At 66.4% G+C, this 18,010-nt stretch carries 15 protein-coding genes and 1 pseudogene; 13 read left to right on the forward strand and 3 right to left on the reverse strand.

Annotated features, from left to right (window positions below):
• Positions 1-92: 92 nt before the first annotated feature.
• Positions 93-410, reverse strand: a complete 318-nt coding sequence (locus ACEQZY_RS04195; protein WP_341704903.1) for a hypothetical protein — start codon at positions 408-410, stop codon at positions 93-95.
• A gap of 148 nt (positions 411-558) precedes the next feature.
• On the opposite strand from ACEQZY_RS04195, the gene ACEQZY_RS04200 reads away from it, so the two are divergent.
• The gene (locus tag ACEQZY_RS04200; protein WP_370152531.1) at positions 559-1,482 is read left to right on the forward strand and encodes an alpha/beta hydrolase; all 924 of its coding nucleotides are present in this window, start codon (positions 559-561) and stop codon (positions 1,480-1,482) included.
• 9 nt (positions 1,483-1,491) lie between these two features.
• Here ACEQZY_RS04200 and ACEQZY_RS04205 read toward each other — a convergent pair whose 3' ends face one another.
• On the reverse strand, positions 1,492-2,148 hold the full coding sequence (locus ACEQZY_RS04205) for a TerC family protein (RefSeq protein ID WP_341703670.1): 657 nt from the start codon (positions 2,146-2,148) through the stop codon (positions 1,492-1,494).
• Positions 2,149-2,369: 221 nt separating this feature from the next.
• Between ACEQZY_RS04205 and hutG the strand changes: the two genes are divergently transcribed.
• From hutG to phoB, 8 genes are all read left to right on the forward strand, one after another.
• A complete protein-coding gene (gene hutG / locus ACEQZY_RS04210; RefSeq protein WP_370152534.1) occupies positions 2,370-3,173 on the forward strand; it encodes an N-formylglutamate deformylase in 804 nt (267 codons plus the stop codon).
• Between the two features lie 10 nt (positions 3,174-3,183).
• Positions 3,184-4,554 carry an ATP-binding protein gene (locus ACEQZY_RS04215; RefSeq protein WP_341703672.1) on the forward strand — a complete coding sequence of 457 codons (1,371 nt, stop codon included), beginning with the start codon at positions 3,184-3,186 and terminating at the stop codon, positions 4,552-4,554.
• 180 nt (positions 4,555-4,734) lie between these two features.
• On the forward strand, positions 4,735-5,778 hold the full coding sequence (locus tag ACEQZY_RS04220; protein WP_370152537.1) for a PstS family phosphate ABC transporter substrate-binding protein: 1,044 nt from the start codon (positions 4,735-4,737) through the stop codon (positions 5,776-5,778).
• A 102-nt stretch (positions 5,779-5,880) separates the two neighbouring features.
• Positions 5,881-7,263 (forward strand): phosphate ABC transporter permease subunit PstC, encoded by a 1,383-nt coding sequence (gene pstC, locus ACEQZY_RS04225; RefSeq protein WP_370152539.1) that lies wholly within the window; start codon positions 5,881-5,883, stop codon positions 7,261-7,263.
• Complete coding sequence (pstA, locus tag ACEQZY_RS04230; protein WP_370152541.1) at positions 7,256-8,590, forward strand: phosphate ABC transporter permease PstA; 1,335 nt, start codon at positions 7,256-7,258, stop codon at positions 8,588-8,590. Before pstC ends, pstA begins: the two co-directional genes overlap by 8 nt.
• Positions 8,591-8,632: 42 nt before the next feature.
• Positions 8,633-9,430, forward strand: coding sequence for a phosphate ABC transporter ATP-binding protein PstB (gene pstB, locus ACEQZY_RS04235; RefSeq protein WP_370152544.1), 798 nt, complete (start codon positions 8,633-8,635; stop codon positions 9,428-9,430).
• Between the two features lie 19 nt (positions 9,431-9,449).
• A complete protein-coding gene (phoU, locus tag ACEQZY_RS04240; protein WP_341703676.1) occupies positions 9,450-10,172 on the forward strand; it encodes a phosphate signaling complex protein PhoU in 723 nt (240 codons plus the stop codon).
• Positions 10,169-10,891 (forward strand): phosphate regulon transcriptional regulator PhoB, encoded by a 723-nt coding sequence (gene phoB, locus ACEQZY_RS04245; RefSeq protein ID WP_341703677.1) that lies wholly within the window; start codon positions 10,169-10,171, stop codon positions 10,889-10,891. Before phoU ends, phoB begins: the two co-directional genes overlap by 4 nt.
• 69 nt (positions 10,892-10,960) lie before the next feature.
• Here the strand turns inward: phoB and ACEQZY_RS04250 are convergent, their stop codons facing one another.
• Positions 10,961-11,584, reverse strand: coding sequence for a phospholipid-binding protein MlaC (locus tag ACEQZY_RS04250; protein WP_370152547.1), 624 nt, complete (start codon positions 11,582-11,584; stop codon positions 10,961-10,963).
• Positions 11,585-11,808: 224 nt separating this feature from the next.
• Between ACEQZY_RS04250 and ACEQZY_RS04255 the strand changes: the two genes are divergently transcribed.
• The 4 genes and pseudogenes from ACEQZY_RS04255 to ACEQZY_RS04270 all read left to right on the forward strand — a co-directional run bounded on the left by ACEQZY_RS04255 (position 11,809) and on the right by ACEQZY_RS04270 (position 17,995).
• Complete coding sequence (locus tag ACEQZY_RS04255; RefSeq protein ID WP_370152549.1) at positions 11,809-12,810, forward strand: metalloregulator ArsR/SmtB family transcription factor; 1,002 nt, start codon at positions 11,809-11,811, stop codon at positions 12,808-12,810.
• Complete coding sequence (metF, locus tag ACEQZY_RS04260) at positions 12,807-13,718, forward strand: methylenetetrahydrofolate reductase [NAD(P)H] (protein ID WP_370152551.1); 912 nt, start codon at positions 12,807-12,809, stop codon at positions 13,716-13,718. The genes ACEQZY_RS04255 and metF overlap by 4 nt, the downstream gene beginning before the upstream one ends.
• 97 nt (positions 13,719-13,815) lie before the next feature.
• Positions 13,816-17,510: pseudogene (metH, locus tag ACEQZY_RS04265) on the forward strand (methionine synthase).
• Positions 17,511-17,536: 26 nt separating this feature from the next.
• Entirely contained in the window at positions 17,537-17,995 is a 459-nt protein-coding gene (locus ACEQZY_RS04270) for an N-acetyltransferase family protein (protein ID WP_370152553.1), read from the forward strand.
• The last annotated feature ends 15 nt before the right edge of the window (positions 17,996-18,010 follow it).

The raw sequence follows: 18,010 nt of genomic DNA on the forward strand, positions 1-18,010 counted from the left end.
GGGGCGGACAGCGCAGCTCGTCCGGCTGCTTGCAGCCGAATCCATATCAAAGTTATTCCACAATACACAAGTGGTAATTTTTCCGGGGCGGGCTAACTGCATGAGACGGCAGCCCTTTCAGCGGCCTGTAACTGGTCCAGCAGGCGCGCCATATACGGATAGAAGAAGTCGGCGCCGGGATATCCGGTGATCCGGCCGACCTCGCGGCCGCAGGCCAGCAGCACGAAGGTCGGAGTATAGATCAGTCCGGCCGGTTTCGGCAGCCCGGCCGGCCAGGGCTGGTCGAGATCGACCCGGCGCAGCGGTGCCAGCCGGCCCTCGTCCGACAGGGGATAGCCGGGGCCGATCTCGGCATGCCAGGCGCGGCACCATTGGCAATCGGCCCGCTCCGCCATCACCAGCAGGCGCACGGGATCGGTCCCCGCCGGCAGCGCGGGGCCCGCGAACAGGGCCGCAGCAAGAACACATGCAAATTGTGCAATGCGAAAAAACGACATGCGCTAATGTTATTTGATCTGCCGGCGGCAATCAATACGCTCGGTCCCCGGAGGAATCGCCATGCTGCCATCTGCTATCCGCATCGCCCGCGCCTGCCTGTTCGGTGCCCTGCTGGGCCTGGCGGCAGCGGCGCCGACCCGCGCCGAACCGGTCCGGCTCGATTTCGAGGGACGCCAGCTGAACGGCAACCTGCAGCTGGCCGGCGGTGCCGGCATCGGCCAGGGCGTGATGCTGCTGGTGCACGGCACCCTGGCCCATAACCGCCTCGAGATCATGCGGGACCTGCAGGCACTGCTGGGCGAGCGCGGCATCTCCACGCTGGCGGTCACGCTGTCGCTGGGCCTGCCGGACCGCAGCGGCATGTATGACTGCGCGCTGCCGCACCGGCACGGCAATGCCCAGGCGGTGGCCGAGATCGCGGCCTGGGTCGGCTGGGCGCAGCGGCAGGGCGCGGCGAAAATCGGCCTGCTGGGCCATTCCCGCGGCGGCGCCCAGGTGGCCCTGTATGCCGCGCGCGGCGGCGATGCGCTGCCGGCGGCGGTGCAGCGGATCGTGCTGGCGGCGCCAACCACCTTTGACGCCGCACGGGCGCCGGCCGACTACCGTGCCCGGTTCGGCGGCGATTTCGACGCCGTGCTGAAGCAGGCACAGGCAATGGCCGCTGCCGGACGGGGCGGCGAACTGATGCAGCAGACCGATTTCATGTACTGCCCGAAGACCAGCGTCGCGGCCGATACCTTTCTCGACTATCACAGCGGCGATGGCCGCAACGACGCGCCGAGCCAGCTTGCCGCGATCCGCCGGCCCGTGCTGGTCGTGCTGGCCGGCGGCGACGAGGTGGTGCGCGATCTGCCGCAGAAACTGGCGGCAGCGCGGAAACCCGCCGGCCTGAAGGTGGTGACGGTCGATGCAGCCGACCATTTCTTCCAGGAACTGTTCGGCGAGGATCTCGCCGATGCGGTTGCCGCCTTCTGGCAGGAATAGCGCCGCCGGTCAGAGCCGGCTGATCGCGTCCTCGACCACTGGCGCCACCTGCCAGCCGCCATCCCAGATCATGCGCAGGGCGACATAGGTGATGATCAGCAGGCCGACATAGGCGATCCAGTGATAGCGGTCGAGCAGGCGGGCGATGAATTTCGACGCCACCGCCATCAGCGCGATCGACAGCGCCAGACCGAAGCCGAGAATGAAGGGGTGTTCGCGCGCTGCGCCGGCAACGGCCAGCACGTTGTCGAGCGACATCGACAGGTCGGCCATCACGATCTGCACGATGGCCTGGCGCTGGGTCTTGGGCGGCGGGCGGCTGCCGCCCTCGGCATGGTCCTTGCCGCCATTCTCGGCCTTTGCCTGGGCGCGCAGTTCGCGCCACATCCGCCAGGCCACCCACAGCAGCAGGATGCCGCCGGCCAGGGTCAGGCCGATGATCTGCAGCATCTCGATGGCGATGCCGGCAAACAGGATGCGCAGCACGGTCGCAGCCAGGATGCCGATCACGATGATGCGGTTGCGTTTCGCTGCCGGCAGGCCGGCCACTGCCAGGCCGATGACAATGGCATTGTCGCCCGACAGGATCACGTCGATCATGATCACCTGCAGGAACGCGGAAATTTCAGACGCGCTGACGGTGATGCCGAAAAGGGAGAGATCCATGAGCCTGCTGCGAAATGGCGGAGGGGCGGTTGTTGTTATGCTGCATGAGTTTAGGATAACCACCCGCCCGCCTCAAACCTCCGCCGCCGGTTTTTTGCCGGCACCGGCCGCTGCGGGCGGGATTCCGGCGCAGTGTGAATTCTCCTGGACGCCGCCGCTGCCGCCTTGGCGCCGCCCGGCGGCTTTGTTACCTATGTGGCCCTTTGTCCGGTGATCCGTTCATGTCCGCACCCGCCCCGCTGTTCTCCCTGACACCCGGCAGCACACCGCTGCTGATCGATGTGCCGCATGCCGGCCTGGGCCTGTCGCCCGGCCTGGATGGCCGGCTGACCGATGCGGCCCTGGCCCTGGCGGATACCGACTGGCATGTGGACAAGCTGTATGCATTCGCCGCCAAGGCGGGAGCCGGGCTGATGGTGGCCGCCCATTCGCGTTATGTGGTCGACCTGAACCGTGATCCGGCCGGCCGTGCGCTCTATCCGGGGGCAGACAATACCGAGATCTGCCCGACCCGCGGCTTTGATACCGCGCCGCTGTACCGCAGCGGGCAGGAGCCGGACGAGGCCGAGGTGGCACGCCGCGTCGACGAATACTGGCGTCCCTACCATGCCCGGCTGGCTGCCGAACTGGATGCGATCCGCGCCCGCCACGGCTTTGCCATCCTGCTGGACGGCCACAGCATCGCTGCCGAAGTGCCGCGCTTTTTCGAGGGCCGGCTGCCCGACCTCAACCTCGGCAGCAACGACGGCCGCAGCTGCGCGCCGGCCCTGGCGGCCCTGGCCTGTGACATCCTCGGCGGCCAGGACCGTTTCAGCCATGTCCATAACGGCCGTTTCAAGGGCGGCTACATCACCCGCCAGTATGGCCGGCCGGCCGAGGGCCTGCATGCCCTGCAGCTGGAAATCGCCCGCGACAGCTACATGCACGAGGACGACCATGTCCGCTGGGATGCCGGAAAGGCCGCGCCGCTGATCGCCCTGCTGCAGCGGCTGGTCGATGGCCTGCTCGGCTGGCGGCCGGCCTGAGGTCTCCGCAATGGTCAACGAGGCGCCCCGCACCCGCATTCCCTTCGCCCGCTGGCTGGCGCTGTTCCTGATTCTCGGCCTGCCGGTCAGCCTGGTGGTCTGGCTGGCCTGTCTGGCCGGCGCGCTGACGGTTCCGGCGGCTCTGTGGCTGGGCGCGGCACTGCTCGGCGTGGTCGGCCTGTTCACCCTCTGGCATACCCATGTCGCCTGGGGCGTGCTGCGGCGGACCGACGAGATTCTCGGCCGTGAACACCGTGTCGGCGCCGACTGGGACGCCCTGACCATGCTGGGTGAGCTGGGTGCGACGGTCGAGCGGCTGCGCCAGACATTGCTGGACGAGAAGGGCCAGGTGGCGCTGCAGAGCACCACGGCCGATGCCATCCTGAACGCCCTGCCGGACTCGATCCTGCTGCTCGATTCCCGGCGCCAGATTGCCCGCGCCAATTTTGCCGCCCGCAAGTTCTTCGGCAACGACATGATCGGCCGCGACCTGTCGGCGGCCCTGCGCCATCCGGCGGTGCTGGACGCCGCCGATACCGTGCTGGCCGGTGAAAGCGGCCTGGTGGCGGCCGATTTCACCCTGCCGGTGCCGGATGGCCGCAGCTTTTCGCTGCGTGTGGTCGCCCTGCCGGCGGCGCGCGAGGACATGGTCGCCGTGCTGGCCCTGCATGACGTGACGGCCCTGCGCAAGGCCGAGAAGATGCGCGCCGATTTCGTTGCCAATGCCAGCCATGAGCTGCGTACGCCACTGGCCTCGCTGGTAGGCTTCATCGAAACGCTGCTGGGGCCGGCCCGTGATGACGAGCCCGCGCGGCTGCGGTTTCTCGGCATCATGCGCGAGCAGGCGGCGCGCATGTCGCGGCTGATCAACGACCTGCTGTCGCTGTCGCAGATCGAGATGCGCGAGCACGACCATCCCGCCGATCCGGTGGCGCTGGCGCCGCTGCTGCGCGACACGGCGGCGGCCCTGGAGCCGCAGGCCCGTGCCCGCAGCATGCGGATCGACCTGCAGCTGGATGAAAGCCTGCCGCCGGTCCGCGGTGCGCGCGACGAACTGATGCAGGTGTTCCAGAACCTGATCGACAACGGCATCAAATACGGCCGGCCGGACAGTCCGGTGGAGGTGCGGCTGGCCGCCATCGGTCCGGACTGGCTGGAAGTGGCGATCCGCGATCACGGCGAGGGCATCCCGCGCGAACACCTGCCGCGGCTGACCGAACGATTCTACCGGGTCGACACGGCCCGCAGCCGCGACATGGGCGGAACCGGGCTGGGACTCGCCATCGTGAAGCACATTATCAACCGCCACCGGGGCCGGCTTGTCATCGAATCCGAGCCGGGTGCGGGCAGTACATTCTCTGTACGTATTCCTCACGTATAGGTTATGTTCGCGACAACCGCGCAGGCGGTCTAGCACTGTCATTTGCTTGTAATATTACTGACATAAGCATGTCACCGCGGCGGACTACGAGTTCTCCCGCCGGTCGGCGACCCAAAGCGGCCCGGACTGGTACCTACCGGCGCGAGTTCCCGCGTCCACGCAAACCACAAGAGGTAAACCGTGACCAAGAAGGCTCTTCTCCTCGCGGGCATGGCGGCACTGGCGTCGCTGGCGCTCGTCGAACCGGCCGCTGCCCAGCAGGCGCGCGACCAGATCCGCGTTGTCGGCTCGTCGACCGTCTATCCCTTCACCACCACTGTCGCCGAGCGCTTCTCCCAGGCCGGCAAGTTCAAGGCGCCGATCGTCGAGTCGACCGGCACTGGCGGCGGCATGAAGCTGTTCTGCGCCGGCGTCGGCACCCAGCATCCCGACATGACCAATGCCTCGCGCGCCATCAAGAAGGGCGAGTACGAGGATTGCCAGAAGAACGGCGTCAAGGAAATCGTCGAGATGAAGGTCGGTTACGACGGCATCGCGGTGGCCCTGAAGAAGGGCGCGACCCCGGTCAACCTGACCCGCGCCCAGCTCTGGCTCGGCCTCGCCGCCAAGGTGCCGCAGGGTGGCCAGCTGGTCGACAATCCCTACAAGACCTGGAAGCAGGTCGATGCCAGCCTGCCGGACTGGAAGATCGAGGTGATGGGTCCGCCGCCGACCTCGGGCACCCGCGACGCCTTCGTGGAACTGGTCATGGACGAGGGCTGCAAGGGTTTCGCCGAGATCAAGGCGATTGCCGACTCCAAGGCCCGCGGCGCGGCCTGCAGCAAGATGCGTGAAGACGGCGCTTTCATCGAGGCCGGCGAGAACGACAACCTGATCGTGCAGCGTCTGGCGTCCGGCCAGACCGGCGTGATGGGCATCTTCGGCTTCTCGTTCCTCGAGGAGAATGCCGACAAGCTGATCGGTGCCAAGGTCGAAGGCGTCGAGCCGACCTTCGACACCATCGCCGACAGCAGCTACCCGGTGTCGCGCCCGCTGTTCGTGTACATCAAGAAGGCCCATGTCGGCGTCGTGCCGGGCATGAAGGAATACCTGGCCGAGTACACCAGCGAGCGTTCCATGGGCAAGGGCGGTTACCTGGAGAAGAAGGGCCTCGTCGCTCTGCCGAAGGCTGAGCTCGAGAAGGTCCGTTCGCAGGTCACCGGTCTGACCAACTTCGCGATGTAAGCCGCAGCCGGCGGCCGGGGAGACCCGGCCGCCGGATTTTCTGCCCTGGTGCCGGCAGCCGGCTGGCGCTCCGAGGCAGCTTTTCTGGAAACCGGAGCTGTCATGACCCTGCCGCTTTTGTTCCTTGTCATTCTCGGCCTGACGCTTGTCGGTTTCTATCTGGGCAGGTCCCGTGCCCTGGCCATGGCCGGGGGCAAGGCCAGCAACCTCCATTCCCTGCCGGGCTTCTACGGCTGGTATGTTGTTGTCTGGTGCGGTCTGCCGGCTTTGCTGCTCTTCGGCTTCTGGATCGCGCTGGAAGACTCGATCATCCGCAATCTGGTGGTGGCCGAGCTGCCGCAGGCGATGCGCGAACTGCCGGCCGACCGGCTTGGCCTGATCATCTCCGACATCCGCAACATGGCCTATGGCAACATCCCGCTGTCGAAGGCCGACGACATCACCCGGCCGATCGTCGATCATTACATAAGCCTGCGGCAGCTGGGGACCTCGTCGCTGTGGGTTGTCGCGATCAGCATCTGCATGGTCGGCATCCTGTGGGGCCGCAGCCGCCTGTCGCCGGAATTCCGTGCCCGCAACCGCGTCGAGTCGATTGCCAATATCCTGCTGATCGTCAGTTCCACCATCGCGGTGATGACCACGGTCGGCATCGTGCTGTCGCTGATCTTCGAGGCGCTGCGTTTCTTTGCCGCCGTCTCGCCGCTGGAATTCCTGTTCGGACTCACCTGGTCGCCGCAGATGGCGATCCGCGCCGACCAGGTCGGCTCGTCCGGCGCTTTCGGCGCCGTGCCGCTGTTCACCGGCACCCTGCTGATCGCCGCCATCGCCATGCTGGTGGCCGTGCCGGTCGGCCTGATGGCCGCGGTCTACATGGCCGAATATGCCGGGCCCCGGCTGCGCGCCTGGGCGAAGCCGGCACTGGAAGTGCTGGCCGGCATCCCGACCGTGGTCTATGGCTTCTTTGCCGCCCTGACGGTGGCGCCGGCCGTCCGCCTTGCCGGTGAGGGGATCGGCCTCGAAGTGGCGTCGCAGTCGGCCCTCGCGGCCGGCCTGGTGATGGGCATCATGATCATCCCCTTCGTCTCCTCGCTGTCCGACGACGTGATCAACGCCGTGCCGCAGAGCCTGCGCGACGGCTCCTATGCCCTGGGCTCCACCCAGTCGGAAACGGTCAAGCGCGTCATCCTGCCCGCGGCGCTGCCCGGCATTGCCGCCTCGGTGATCCTCGCATTCAGCCGCGCGCTCGGCGAAACCATGATCGTGGTGATGGCTGCCGGCCTCGCCGCCAACCTGACCGCCAATCCGCTGGCCGCGGTCAGCACCGTGACGGTGCATATCGCGACCCTGCTGGTCGGCGACCAGGAATTCGACAGCCCCAAGACGCTGGCCGCTTTCGCACTCGGCCTGGTGCTGTTCGCCGTCACCCTCAGCCTGAACATCGTTGCGCTCCGCATCGTCAAGAAATACCGGGAACAATATGACTGACCTGGCCGTAGAGACTCCCGTCGCCGCCATGCCTGCCCAGGGCACCACCGGCGTCCATATGACCGAGAAGGCCAAGCAGCGGCTGAAGGCCCGCTATAGCGCCGAGCGTCGCTTCCGCTATCTGGGCCTGGCCGCGATCCTGTTCTCGCTGGCGGCGCTGGCCACGCTGCTGGTGACCATTGCCTCCAACGGTTTCACGGCCTTTCAGCAGACGCATGTGCGGCTCACCCTCGACCTGTCGGCCGAGCAGATCGCGCCGGTGGGCACCACCGACTTCACCAGGATCATGCAGGGCAATTATGGCCGCATCATCGGCGAAGCCCTGGAAAAGCGCTTTCCGGAGGTCACCAGCCGCCGCGACCAGCGCCGCCTCGGTTCGCTGATCAGCCCCGGTGCGGAATCGCAGATCGGCCGCATGGTTGCCGCCGATCCGGAGCTGATCGGGCAGACCGTCCAGATCTGGCTGCCGACCACCTCGGATATCGACGTGTTCGTCAAGAAGCAGGTTGATACCACGGCGCCGGAAGACGAGCGCCGGGTCAAGGATATCCAGGTCGGCTGGATCAATGCGCTGCAGGCCAGCGGCGACCTGGAGCTGCGCTTCAACACCCGCTTCTTCACCGGCGCCGACAGCCGCGAACCGGAGCTGGTCGGCATCTGGGGCGGCGTCGTCGGTTCGATCTACACGCTGCTGGTCTGCCTCGCGGTGGCTTTCCCGCTCGGCATCATGGCGTCGATCTACCTCGAGGAATTCGCACCGAAGAACCGGCTGACCGAGATCATCGAGGTCAACATCAACAATCTCGCGGCCGTGCCGTCGATCGTCTACGGCCTGCTTGGTCTTGCGGTGTTCATCGGCTTCTTCGGCATGCCGCGTTCGGCGCCGTTCGTCGGCGGCCTGGTGCTGGCGCTGATGAGCCTGCCGGTGATCATCATCGCGTCCCGCGCCGCCCTGCGCGCGGTGCCGCCCTCGATCCGGCATGCCGCGCTCGGCGTTGGCGCCTCGCCGCTGCAGACGGTGATGCACCACGTCCTGCCGCTGGCGATGCCGGGCATCCTGACCGGCACCATCATTGCCATGGCCCATGCCCTGGGCGAAACCGCGCCGCTGCTGATGATCGGCATGGTCGCTTTCATCGTCGACGTTCCGGTGACGCCGGCCGACGCGGCGACGGTGCTGCCGGTGCAGATTTTCATGTGGGCGGACAGCCCGGAGCGCGGCTTTGTCGAGAAAACCTCGGCAGCGATCATCGTGCTGCTGGTTTTCCTCCTGGTGATGAATCTCGCAGCGATCCTGCTGCGTAAGCGGTTCGAACGCCGCTGGTAAGACAAAGCTATCTGGCAAGACCCGAAGCAATAAGGATCATCCATGCTGAACGGCAACAACCCGGATCTCCGCAATTCCGAGATCGAGATCAAGATGTCGGCAAAGCATGTCGACGTGTATTACGGCGACAAGCATGCCCTGAAGGGGGTCGACCTTGAAATCCCGGCGCGGTCGGTCACGGCGCTGATCGGGCCTTCGGGCTGTGGCAAGTCGACCTTCCTCCGCTGCCTGAACCGGATGAACGACACCGTGCGCGGCTGCCGGGTCGAGGGCGACATCCATCTCGATGCGCTCGACATCTACAGCAAGCAGGTGGATGTGGTGCAGCTGCGGGCCCGGGTCGGCATGGTGTTCCAGAAGCCGAACCCGTTCCCGAAATCGATCTACGAGAATGTCGCCTACGGTCCGCGCATCCACGGGCTGGCCGATTCCAGCGAGCAGCTGGACCATATCGTCGAGACGGCGCTGAAGCAGGCCGGCCTGTGGAAAGAGGTCGGCAACCGGCTCGACGATTCCGGCACCGGCCTGTCGGGCGGCCAGCAGCAGCGCCTCTGCATCGCCCGCGCGATCGCCGTATCGCCGGAGGTGATCCTGATGGACGAGCCCTGTTCGGCGCTCGACCCCATCGCCACGGCGCATATCGAAGAACTGATGGACGAACTGCGCGAGACCTACACCATCGTCATCGTCACGCATTCGATGCAGCAGGCGGCGCGTGTCTCGCAGAAAACCGCCTTCTTCCATCTCGGCACCCTGGTGGAAACCGGCGATACCCGGACTATTTTCACCAACCCGAAGGACGAGCGTACCCAGGGTTACATCACCGGCCGGTTCGGCTGAGTAGCGCGAGGACAGACAGATGCCGACACAACATATCGTCCAGAGCTATGACGACGAGCTGAAGAAGCTGTCGACCATGATCGTCCAGATGGGGGGCATTGCCGAATCGCAGCTGGCCTGTGCCGTCGAGGCGGTGGTCAAGCGCGACAGCAGCCTGGCGGAAGACACCGTCCAGAACGACACCAAGATCGACGCGCTGCGCGACCAGGTCGATGACCTGGCGATCGAGCTGCTGGCCCGCCGCCAGCCGCTGGCCAACGACCTGCGGCTGATCGTCTCGGCCCTGCGGATTTCCTCCGAGATCGAGCGCATCGGCGATTATGCCAAGAATGTCGCCAAACGCAGCATTGCGCTGAATCAGGCGCCAATGGTGCGCCCGGTGCATGCGGTGCCGCGCATGGCCGGCCTGGTGCAGGGCCTGATCAAGGACGTGCTGGATGCCTATATCACCGCCGACTCGGCGAAGGCCGATGCGGTCTGGGCCCGCGACGAGGAAGTCGACGAGCTTTATACCAGTCTGTTCCGCGAGCTGCTGACCTACATGATGGAGGATCCGCGCTCGATCACCGCCTGCACGCATCTGCTGTTCATCGCCAAGAATATCGAGCGCATCGGCGATCATGCGACCAACATCGCCGAACTGATCCACTACACGGTCAAGGGCGAGATGCTGACCGAGGACCGTCCGAAGGGCGACGACACCGCCTATGCAGTTGTCACGGCGCCGGGAGGCACGCGATGAATGTTGCCGTCAAACCGCGCGTCCTCGTGATCGAGGATGAAGCGGCCCTGCTGGCGCTGCTGCGCTACAACCTCGAAAAGGAGAATTACACGGTCGACGAGGCGATGGACGGCGAGCAGGCGCTGCTGAAAGTGGCCGAACATCTGCCCGACCTGATCCTGCTCGACTGGATGCTGCCGCGGCTGTCCGGCCTCGAGGTCTGCCGGCAGCTGCGCCGCGACCCGAATGCGCGCAATGTGCCGATCATCATGCTGACCGCCCGTGGCGAGGAAGCCGACCGGGTGCGCGGCCTCGATGCCGGCGCCGACGACTATATCGCCAAGCCGTTCAGCCCCGGCGAGCTGCTGGCCCGCATCCGCGCGGTCTTGCGCCGTATCCGGCCGGCCCTGGCCGAGGAGGTGCTGACCTATGGCGGGCTGGTGATGGACATCGCCACCCACAAGGTCACCCGCAACGGCCGCGACGTGCATCTGGGGCCGACCGAGTTCCGCCTGCTGCGCTATTTCCTCGAGCATCCGGGCCGGGTGCTGTCGCGCGACCAGCTGCTGGACGCGGTCTGGGGCCGCGACATCTATGTCGAGCAGCGCACGGTGGACGTTCATATCCGCCGCCTGCGCAAGGCGCTGAACGGCTCTGGCGAGACCGACATCATCCGCACGGTGCGTTCGGCCGGCTATGCGCTGGAACTGACCCCGGCGGGGGCGCTGACCAACGCCTGACGGCAATCGTGCAGCATAGAAAAAGCCGGCCCTGCGGCCGGCTTTTTTTCATCGGCGCGGGCCTGCCGTTCAGCGGCGGCTGGCGATCTGCTTCTTCATGGCGTCCAGCAGCGCCTGCACCTTGCCGCCGTTATTCTGGATCACCGATTCGAATTGCTGGCGCTGGGTGAAGGCCATCGATACACCCTCGACGATCACGTCGGTCAGCAGCAGCTTGCCGTCCTTCTCGTGCAGCTTCCACTCCACGCGGATCGGCGGGCCGCTGGGCCGGTTGATCTGCGATTCCACCAGGCTGTCGCCGCCGGCACCGCGGGTGCCCTCGCGCACGGTCAGGGTCTCGCCGTTATACTGCGACAGCAGCTGCGCATAGACCTTGACCAGGTAATCCTCGAAGACATCCCGGTATTCCTTGCGCTGGGCGTCGCTGAGGTTGCGGGCATAGCGGCCGAGGCAGAAGCGGCCGACCGCCTCGAGATCGAGATGGGTGGTCAGCAGGGTGCGGACCAGGCCCTCGCGCTTCTCGCTGGTCAGGCCGCGGTCGCTGAGGGCCTTCAGCGTATCGGTGCCGACCGCGCGGACGAACTCGTCCGGCGACATGGTGGCACGGGCGGGCGCCGCGGTCAGAACGGCCAGGCCGCAGAGGGCGAGGCAGGCAAGCAGCAGGCGGCGGGGCAGGCGGCGGGCAACAGGCATCGGAAACCAATCTTGCGGCAGAAGCGATATCGGAGGCGGTTGTGCCGGACGACAGCCGGACCGGTAAGATGTGGTCCGACAATGTTTTTCCGGGGTGCCGCCGGGAAGCGAAACGAGGGTGAAAATAGCGTTCCGGGCCGGCCAAGGCCATGATTCTTTTATGGCGCGACGGGAGATTTTCAGGGCTATACAAATACATAAAGATATGTTTATGTAGTGCCGCAATGACCCAGGTACCGGCCATGACCCTCGATACCCTGATGGCAGCCCTGCGGGCGGCCGCCGAGCCGACCCGGCTGCGGCTGCTGGCGCTCTGCGCCCAGACGGAACTGACGGTCACCGAGCTTACCCAGATCCTCGGCCAGAGCCAGCCCCGGGTGTCGCGGCATCTGAAACTGCTCTGCGAGGCCGGATTGCTGGAACGCGTGCCGGAAGGCACCTGGGCCTTCTATCGTGTCGGCGACCGGCTGTCCGGCGCGCCGCTGGTGCATGCGCTCAGCACGCTGCTGCCGGCCGGCGATGCCACGCTGGCCCGCGACGGCGAGCGGCTGGCCGCCGTGCGGCGCAGCCGCGCCGAGACCGCCGAGCAGTATTTCCGCGACAACGCCGCGCAATGGTCGGCGATCCGCTCGCTGCATGTCGACGAGGCACAGGTCGAGGCCGCGGTGGCGCGGCTGGTGGCCGAGGCGCCAGCCGAGAGCCTGCTCGATATCGGCACCGGCACCGGCCGGCTGCTGGAGGTGCTGGCACCGCAGACGAAGCACGGCCTGGGCATCGATCTCAGCCGCGACATGCTCAGCATCGCCCGGGCCAATCTGGAGCGCGCCGGCATCCGCCACTGCCAGGTGCGCCAGGCCGACATGTATGCCCTGCCGGTGGACAATGCCGCGGCCGATGTCGCAGTGATCCACCAGGTGCTGCATTTCGCCGACGAGCCGCAGAAGGTGATCCACGAGGCCGCCCGCGTGGTCAAGCCCGGGGGCCAGATCGTCATCGTCGATTTCGCGCCGCATGACCTGGAAGACCTGCGGGCCCGCCATGCCCATCGCCGGCTCGGCTTTTCCGATACGGAAGTCCGTGCCTGGTGCCAGTCCGCCGGCCTCGCGGCCGACCCGGTGCTGGCACTGCCGGGCCAGCCGCTGACCGTCCATATCTGGCGTGCCCGCAAGCCGGTCGCCGTCACCGCCGCCGTTCCGTCTCCGTCCGCCAAGAGTGCCGCTGCATGACCCTGCCCGATGCCACTGCCTATGCCGCCCGCCGCGCCGGCCCGCTGAAGGTCTCCTTCGAGTTCTTCCCGCCGAAGACTGCCGAGATGGAGGAGAGCCTGTGGCGCAGCGTGCTGCGCCTGGCGCCGCTCGGGCCCCGTTTCGTCTCGGTCACCTACGGTGCCGGCGGCTCGACCCGCGAGCGCACCCACAGCACCGTGGTGCGCATCCTGAAGGAAACCGGCCTGAAGCCGGCGGCGCACCTGACCTGCGTCGGGGCGCCGAAAGCCGAGGTCGACGAGGTGGCCCGGCATTACTGGGAGGCGGGCATCCGCCATATCGTCGCCCTGCGCGGCGATGCGCCGGAAGGCAGTGGCGGCTTCAGCCCGCATCCGGACGGCTATGCCAATTCCACCGACCTGATCGCCGGCCTGAAGAAGATCGGCGATTTCGAGATCAGCGTCGGCTGCTATCCGGAGGGTCATCCCGACAGCTCGTCGCCACGCGTCGAGCTCGATCACCTCAAGCGCAAGGTCGATGCCGGTGCCACGCGTTGCATAACGCAGTACTTCTTTGACACGGATGTCTATTTCCGCTTCCTCGACCGTGCCCGTTCCGCCGGTATCACCGTGCCGATCGTGCCCGGCATCCTGCCGGTGACCAATTTCCGCCAGGTGGTGCGCTTCTCTGCCGCCTGCGGCGCCAGCGTGCCGGCCTGGCTGGCCGACATGTTCGAGGGGCTGGACGACGATGCCGACACCCGCCGCATGGTCGCCGCCCATGTCGCCGCCGAGCAATGCCGCCGGCTGCAGGCGGCCGGCATCGACGAATTCCATTTCTACACGCTGAACCGTGCCGACCTGACCTATGCGATCTGCCATGTGCTGGGCGTTAGGCCGCAGGCCGGTGCCGGCGAAGCGGCAGCGTAGGAGGCCTGCCATGACCGAGACTGCCGATCACCGCAAGGCGCGCCGCGCCGCCCTTTATGCCGCCGCGAAGGACCGTATCCTCGTGCTCGATGGTGCCATGGGCACCATGCTGCAGCGGCGCAAGCTGGTCGAGGCGGATTACCGCGGCGACCGGTTTAAAGGCGCCAACAGCGACCTCAAGGGCAATCACGACATTCTCAACATCACCCGGCCGGACGTGATCCTCGACGTGCATCGCGAGTATCTCGAGGCCGGTGCCGACATCATCGAGACCAACACCTTCAGCGGCACCTGGATCAGCCAGGCGGATTACCATCTGGAAGCCGCCGTGCACGACATCAACCTGCAGGGGGCGAAGCTGGCCCGCCAGGCTGCCGACGAATATACGGCGAAGGACCCGTCCAGGCCGCGCTTCGTCGCCGGCGCCCTGGGTCCGACCAACCGCACGGCGTCGCTGTCGCCGGATGTGAACCGGCCGGATTTCCGCAACATCAGCTTCGACGAGCTGAAGGATGCCTACAAGGAACAGGCCCGCGGGCTGACCGAGGGCGGCGCCGACCTGCTGCTGGTCGAGACCGTCTTCGACACGCTGAATGCCAAGGCGGCCGTGTTCGGCATCTACGAGCTGTTCGACGAGCTTGGCGAGGAATGGCCGCTGATGATTTCGGGCACCATCACCGATCTTTCGGGCCGCACCCTGTCGGGCCAGACCACCGAGGCCTTCTGGAACAGCCTGCGCCATGCGCAGCCCTTCTCGGTCGGCCTGAACTGCGCCTTCGGCGCCCAGCAGATGCGGCCCTATGTGGCCGAGCTGAGCCGTGTCGCCGACGTGCGGGTCAGTGCCTATCCCAATGCCGGCCTGCCCAACCAGTTCGGCGAATATGACGAACCGCCCCATGCCACCGCCGCGCATCTGCGCGAATGGGCCGAACACGGGCTGGTCAACATCGTCGGCGGCTGCTGCGGCACCACGCCCGACCATATCCGCGCCATCGCCGACAGCGTGAAGGGCGTGAAACCGCGCAAGGTCCCCGTCATCCCGCCGCAGCTCCGGCTCAGCGGCCTCGAACCCTTTTCCGTGCCAGCCGCATGACCCAGTCTTCCGATCCCGCCGCGCGTCCCGGCTTCAACGGGCCCGTCTTCATCAATATCGGCGAGCGCACCAACGTCACCGGGTCGGCGAAGTTCCGCAAGCTGATCCAGGCCGGGGATTACGAGGCGGCCCTGGCCATCGCCCGCCAGCAGGTCGAGAGCGGCGCCCAGATCATCGACGTCAACATGGACGAGGGCATGCTCGATTCCAGGGCGGCGATGGTGAAGTATCTCAACCTGATTGCCTCCGAACCGGACATCTCGCGCGTGCCGATCATGATCGACAGCTCCAAGTGGGAGGTGATCGAGGCCGGCCTGAAATGCGTGCAGGGCAAGGCGATCGTCAACTCGATCAGCCTGAAGGAGGGCGAGGCACAGTTCCTCGAACAGGCCCGCAAGGTGCGCCGCTACGGTGCCGCCGCCGTGGTGATGGCCTTCGACGAGCAGGGCCAGGCCGATACCGCGGCGCGCAAATACGAGATCTGCGCCCGTGCCTACAGGCTGCTGACCGAGAAGATCGGCTTCCCGCCGGAAGACATCATCTTCGATCCCAACATCTTCGCGGTTGCCACCGGCATCGAGGAGCACAACAACTACGCCGTCGAATTTTTCGAGGGGGCGCGGCTGATCCGCGAGAACCTGCCGCATTGCCATATTTCGGGCGGCGTCTCCAACGTCTCCTTCTCCTTCCGCGGCAACGAGCCGGTGCGCGAAGCCATGCATGCCGCCTTCCTGTATCACGGCATGAAGGCCGGCATGGATATGGGTATCGTCAATGCCGGCCAGCTGCCGGTCTATGAGGATATCGATCCGGACCTGCGCGAGCGCGTCGAGGACGTGCTGCTGAACCGCCGCGAGGACGCCACCGAGCGGATGCTGGAGATCGCCGAGCGCTTCCGCGGCAAGGGCAAGGCGCAGGAACAGGACCTGCGCTGGCGCGAAAAGCCGGTGAACGAGCGCCTGGCCCATGCGCTGGTGCACGGGATCACCGATTATATCGATGCCGATACCGAAGAGGCCCGGCAGCAGGCCGTCCGGCCGCTGGAAGTCATTGAAGGTCCGCTGATGGACGGCATGAACGTGGTCGGCGACCTGTTCGGCTCCGGCAAGATGTTCCTGCCGCAGGTGGTGAAATCCGCCCGCGTGATGAAAAAGGCGGTGGCCTATCTGCTGCCCTTCATCGAGGCCGAGAAAAGCGAGGGGCCGGCCCAGAGCAACGGCCGCATCCTGATGGCGACCGTGAAGGGCGATGTGCACGATATCGGCAAGAACATCGTCGGCGTCGTCCTCCAGTGCAACAATTACGAGGTGATCGACCTCGGCGTCATGGTACCCTGTGCCCGCATCCTGGAAGAGGCGAAGAAGCACAAGGCCGACATCATCGGCCTCAGCGGCCTGATCACGCCGAGCCTGGACGAGATGTGCTATGTCGCCTCCGAGATGCAGCGCGAGGGACTGAACCTGCCCCTGCTGATCGGCGGCGCCACCACGTCGAAGGTGCACACCGCCGTCAAGATCGCGCCCAATTACAAGGGCCCGGTGGTCTATGTGACCGATGCCTCGCGCGCCGTCGGCGTTGCCGGCAAGCTGGTCTCGGTCAACGACAACCCGGCCTACACCGCCGAGGTGGCGCAGGAATACGAGAAAATCCGCGAGATCCATGCCCGCGACCGCAATACCGGGCCGCGCCAGAGCATTGCCGAGGCCCGCGCCAACAAGGCGAAGATCGACTGGGCCGGCTATGTGCCGCCGAAGCCGTCCTTCCTGGGCCTGAAGGTATTCGAGGATTATCCGATCGCCGAGCTGGTCGAGCGGATCGACTGGACGCCGTTTTTCTCCTCCTGGGAACTGCGCGGCAAATTCCCCGCCATCCTCACCGACACCGTGGTGGGCGAGGCGGCCAGCAACCTCTACCGCGATGCCCAGGCGATGCTGAAACGCATCGTCGAGGAAAAGCCGATCCGCGCTTCCGCCGTGATCGGCTTCTGGCCGGCCGCGCAGGTGAATGACGACGACATCGCCATCTTTTCCGGCGAGGATCGCAAGGCCGAGGCGGCACGGCTGCACATGCTGCGCCAGCAGATGAAGCGCAGCAACGACCGCGCCAATTACAGCCTGGCCGATTTCGTCGCGCCCGCCGATGGCGGCCCGGCCGATTATGTCGGCGCCTTCGCCGTCACTGCCGGCATCGGGCTGGACGAGTGGATCAAACGGGAATTCACCGCCAAGCACGACGATTATTCCGGCATTCTCGCGCAGGCGCTGGCCGACCGGCTGGCGGAAGCCTTTGCCGAGCACATGCATGAGCGCGTGCGCAAGGAATTCTGGGGCTATGCCGCCGGCGAGACGCTGTCGAATGACGATCTGATCGCCGAGAAATACCGCGGCATCCGCCCGGCGCCGGGGTATCCGGCCTGTCCGGACCATACCGAGAAGGCCACCCTGTTCGGCCTGCTGGATGCCACCAGGAATGCCGGCATCACCCTGACCGAGAGTTTTGCCATGTGGCCCTCGGCGGCGGTTTCGGGCTGGTATTTCAGCCATCCGGAGGCGCAGTATTTCGGCATCGGCCGGATCCAGCGCGACCAGGTGGCCGACTATGCCCGCCGCAAGGGCCGCGACCTGGCCGAGATGGAACGCTGGCTGGCGCCGAACCTCGCCTATGATCCGGCCCGGCCGGAAGCCGACGCCGCCGAATAACCATCCTCGCACCGGGGCACCGAACCATGACCCTCACCATCCGCGTCGCCACCCGCGCCGACGTGCCGGCCATCGTGCGCATGCTGGCCGACGACATGCTGGGGGCGGCCCGCGAGGCCTGGTCCGATCCGCTGCCGCAGGCCTACTACGACGCCTTTGCCGAGGTCGAGGCGATGCCGGGCACCGAGCAGATCGTCGCCGAGCAGGGCGGCCGGGTGATCGGCGCGATGCAGCTGACGTACATCCCCGGCATCTCGAAGCAGGGCATGAAACGGGCGATCATCGAGGCGGTGCGCATCGACAGCCCGCTGCGTGGCAGCGGTCTGGGCAGCGCGCTGATCCGCTGGGCGGTCGACCGGGCCCGCGCGAAGGGCTGCGGCGTGGTGCAGCTGACCTCCGACAAGACGCGGACCGATGCCCACCGCTTCTACGAGAAGCTGGGCTTCAAGGCCAGCCATGTCGGCATGAAGCTCGATCTGCATTAGGGCCATCGCCGGGGG

Source organism: Ferrovibrio sp. (genome assembly GCF_964218355.1).
GTDB lineage: Bacteria > Pseudomonadota > Alphaproteobacteria > Ferrovibrionales > Ferrovibrionaceae > Ferrovibrio.

What these genes read in the sequence shown, in the direction of transcription:
- ACEQZY_RS04205 (WP_341703670.1), bottom strand. Translation starts at nt 2,148, where the DNA reads ATGGATCTCTCCCTTTTCGGCATCACCGTCAGCGCGTCTGAAATTTCC.
- phoU (WP_341703676.1), top strand. Translation starts at nt 9,450, where the DNA reads ATGCCGACACAACATATCGTCCAGAGCTATGACGACGAGCTGAAGAAG.
- pstA (WP_370152541.1), top strand. Translation starts at nt 7,256, where the DNA reads ATGACTGACCTGGCCGTAGAGACTCCCGTCGCCGCCATGCCTGCCCAG.
- phoB (WP_341703677.1), top strand. Translation starts at nt 10,169, where the DNA reads ATGAATGTTGCCGTCAAACCGCGCGTCCTCGTGATCGAGGATGAAGCG.
- pstB (WP_370152544.1), top strand. Translation starts at nt 8,633, where the DNA reads ATGCTGAACGGCAACAACCCGGATCTCCGCAATTCCGAGATCGAGATC.
- metF (WP_370152551.1), top strand. Translation starts at nt 12,807, where the DNA reads ATGACCCTGCCCGATGCCACTGCCTATGCCGCCCGCCGCGCCGGCCCG.
- ACEQZY_RS04255 (WP_370152549.1), top strand. Translation starts at nt 11,809, where the DNA reads ATGACCCAGGTACCGGCCATGACCCTCGATACCCTGATGGCAGCCCTG.
- hutG (WP_370152534.1), top strand. Translation starts at nt 2,370, where the DNA reads ATGTCCGCACCCGCCCCGCTGTTCTCCCTGACACCCGGCAGCACACCG.
- ACEQZY_RS04215 (WP_341703672.1), top strand. Translation starts at nt 3,184, where the DNA reads ATGGTCAACGAGGCGCCCCGCACCCGCATTCCCTTCGCCCGCTGGCTG.
- ACEQZY_RS04270 (WP_370152553.1), top strand. Translation starts at nt 17,537, where the DNA reads ATGACCCTCACCATCCGCGTCGCCACCCGCGCCGACGTGCCGGCCATC.
- ACEQZY_RS04250 (WP_370152547.1), bottom strand. Translation starts at nt 11,584, where the DNA reads ATGCCTGTTGCCCGCCGCCTGCCCCGCCGCCTGCTGCTTGCCTGCCTC.
- ACEQZY_RS04200 (WP_370152531.1), top strand. Translation starts at nt 559, where the DNA reads ATGCTGCCATCTGCTATCCGCATCGCCCGCGCCTGCCTGTTCGGTGCC.
- pstC (WP_370152539.1), top strand. Translation starts at nt 5,881, where the DNA reads ATGACCCTGCCGCTTTTGTTCCTTGTCATTCTCGGCCTGACGCTTGTC.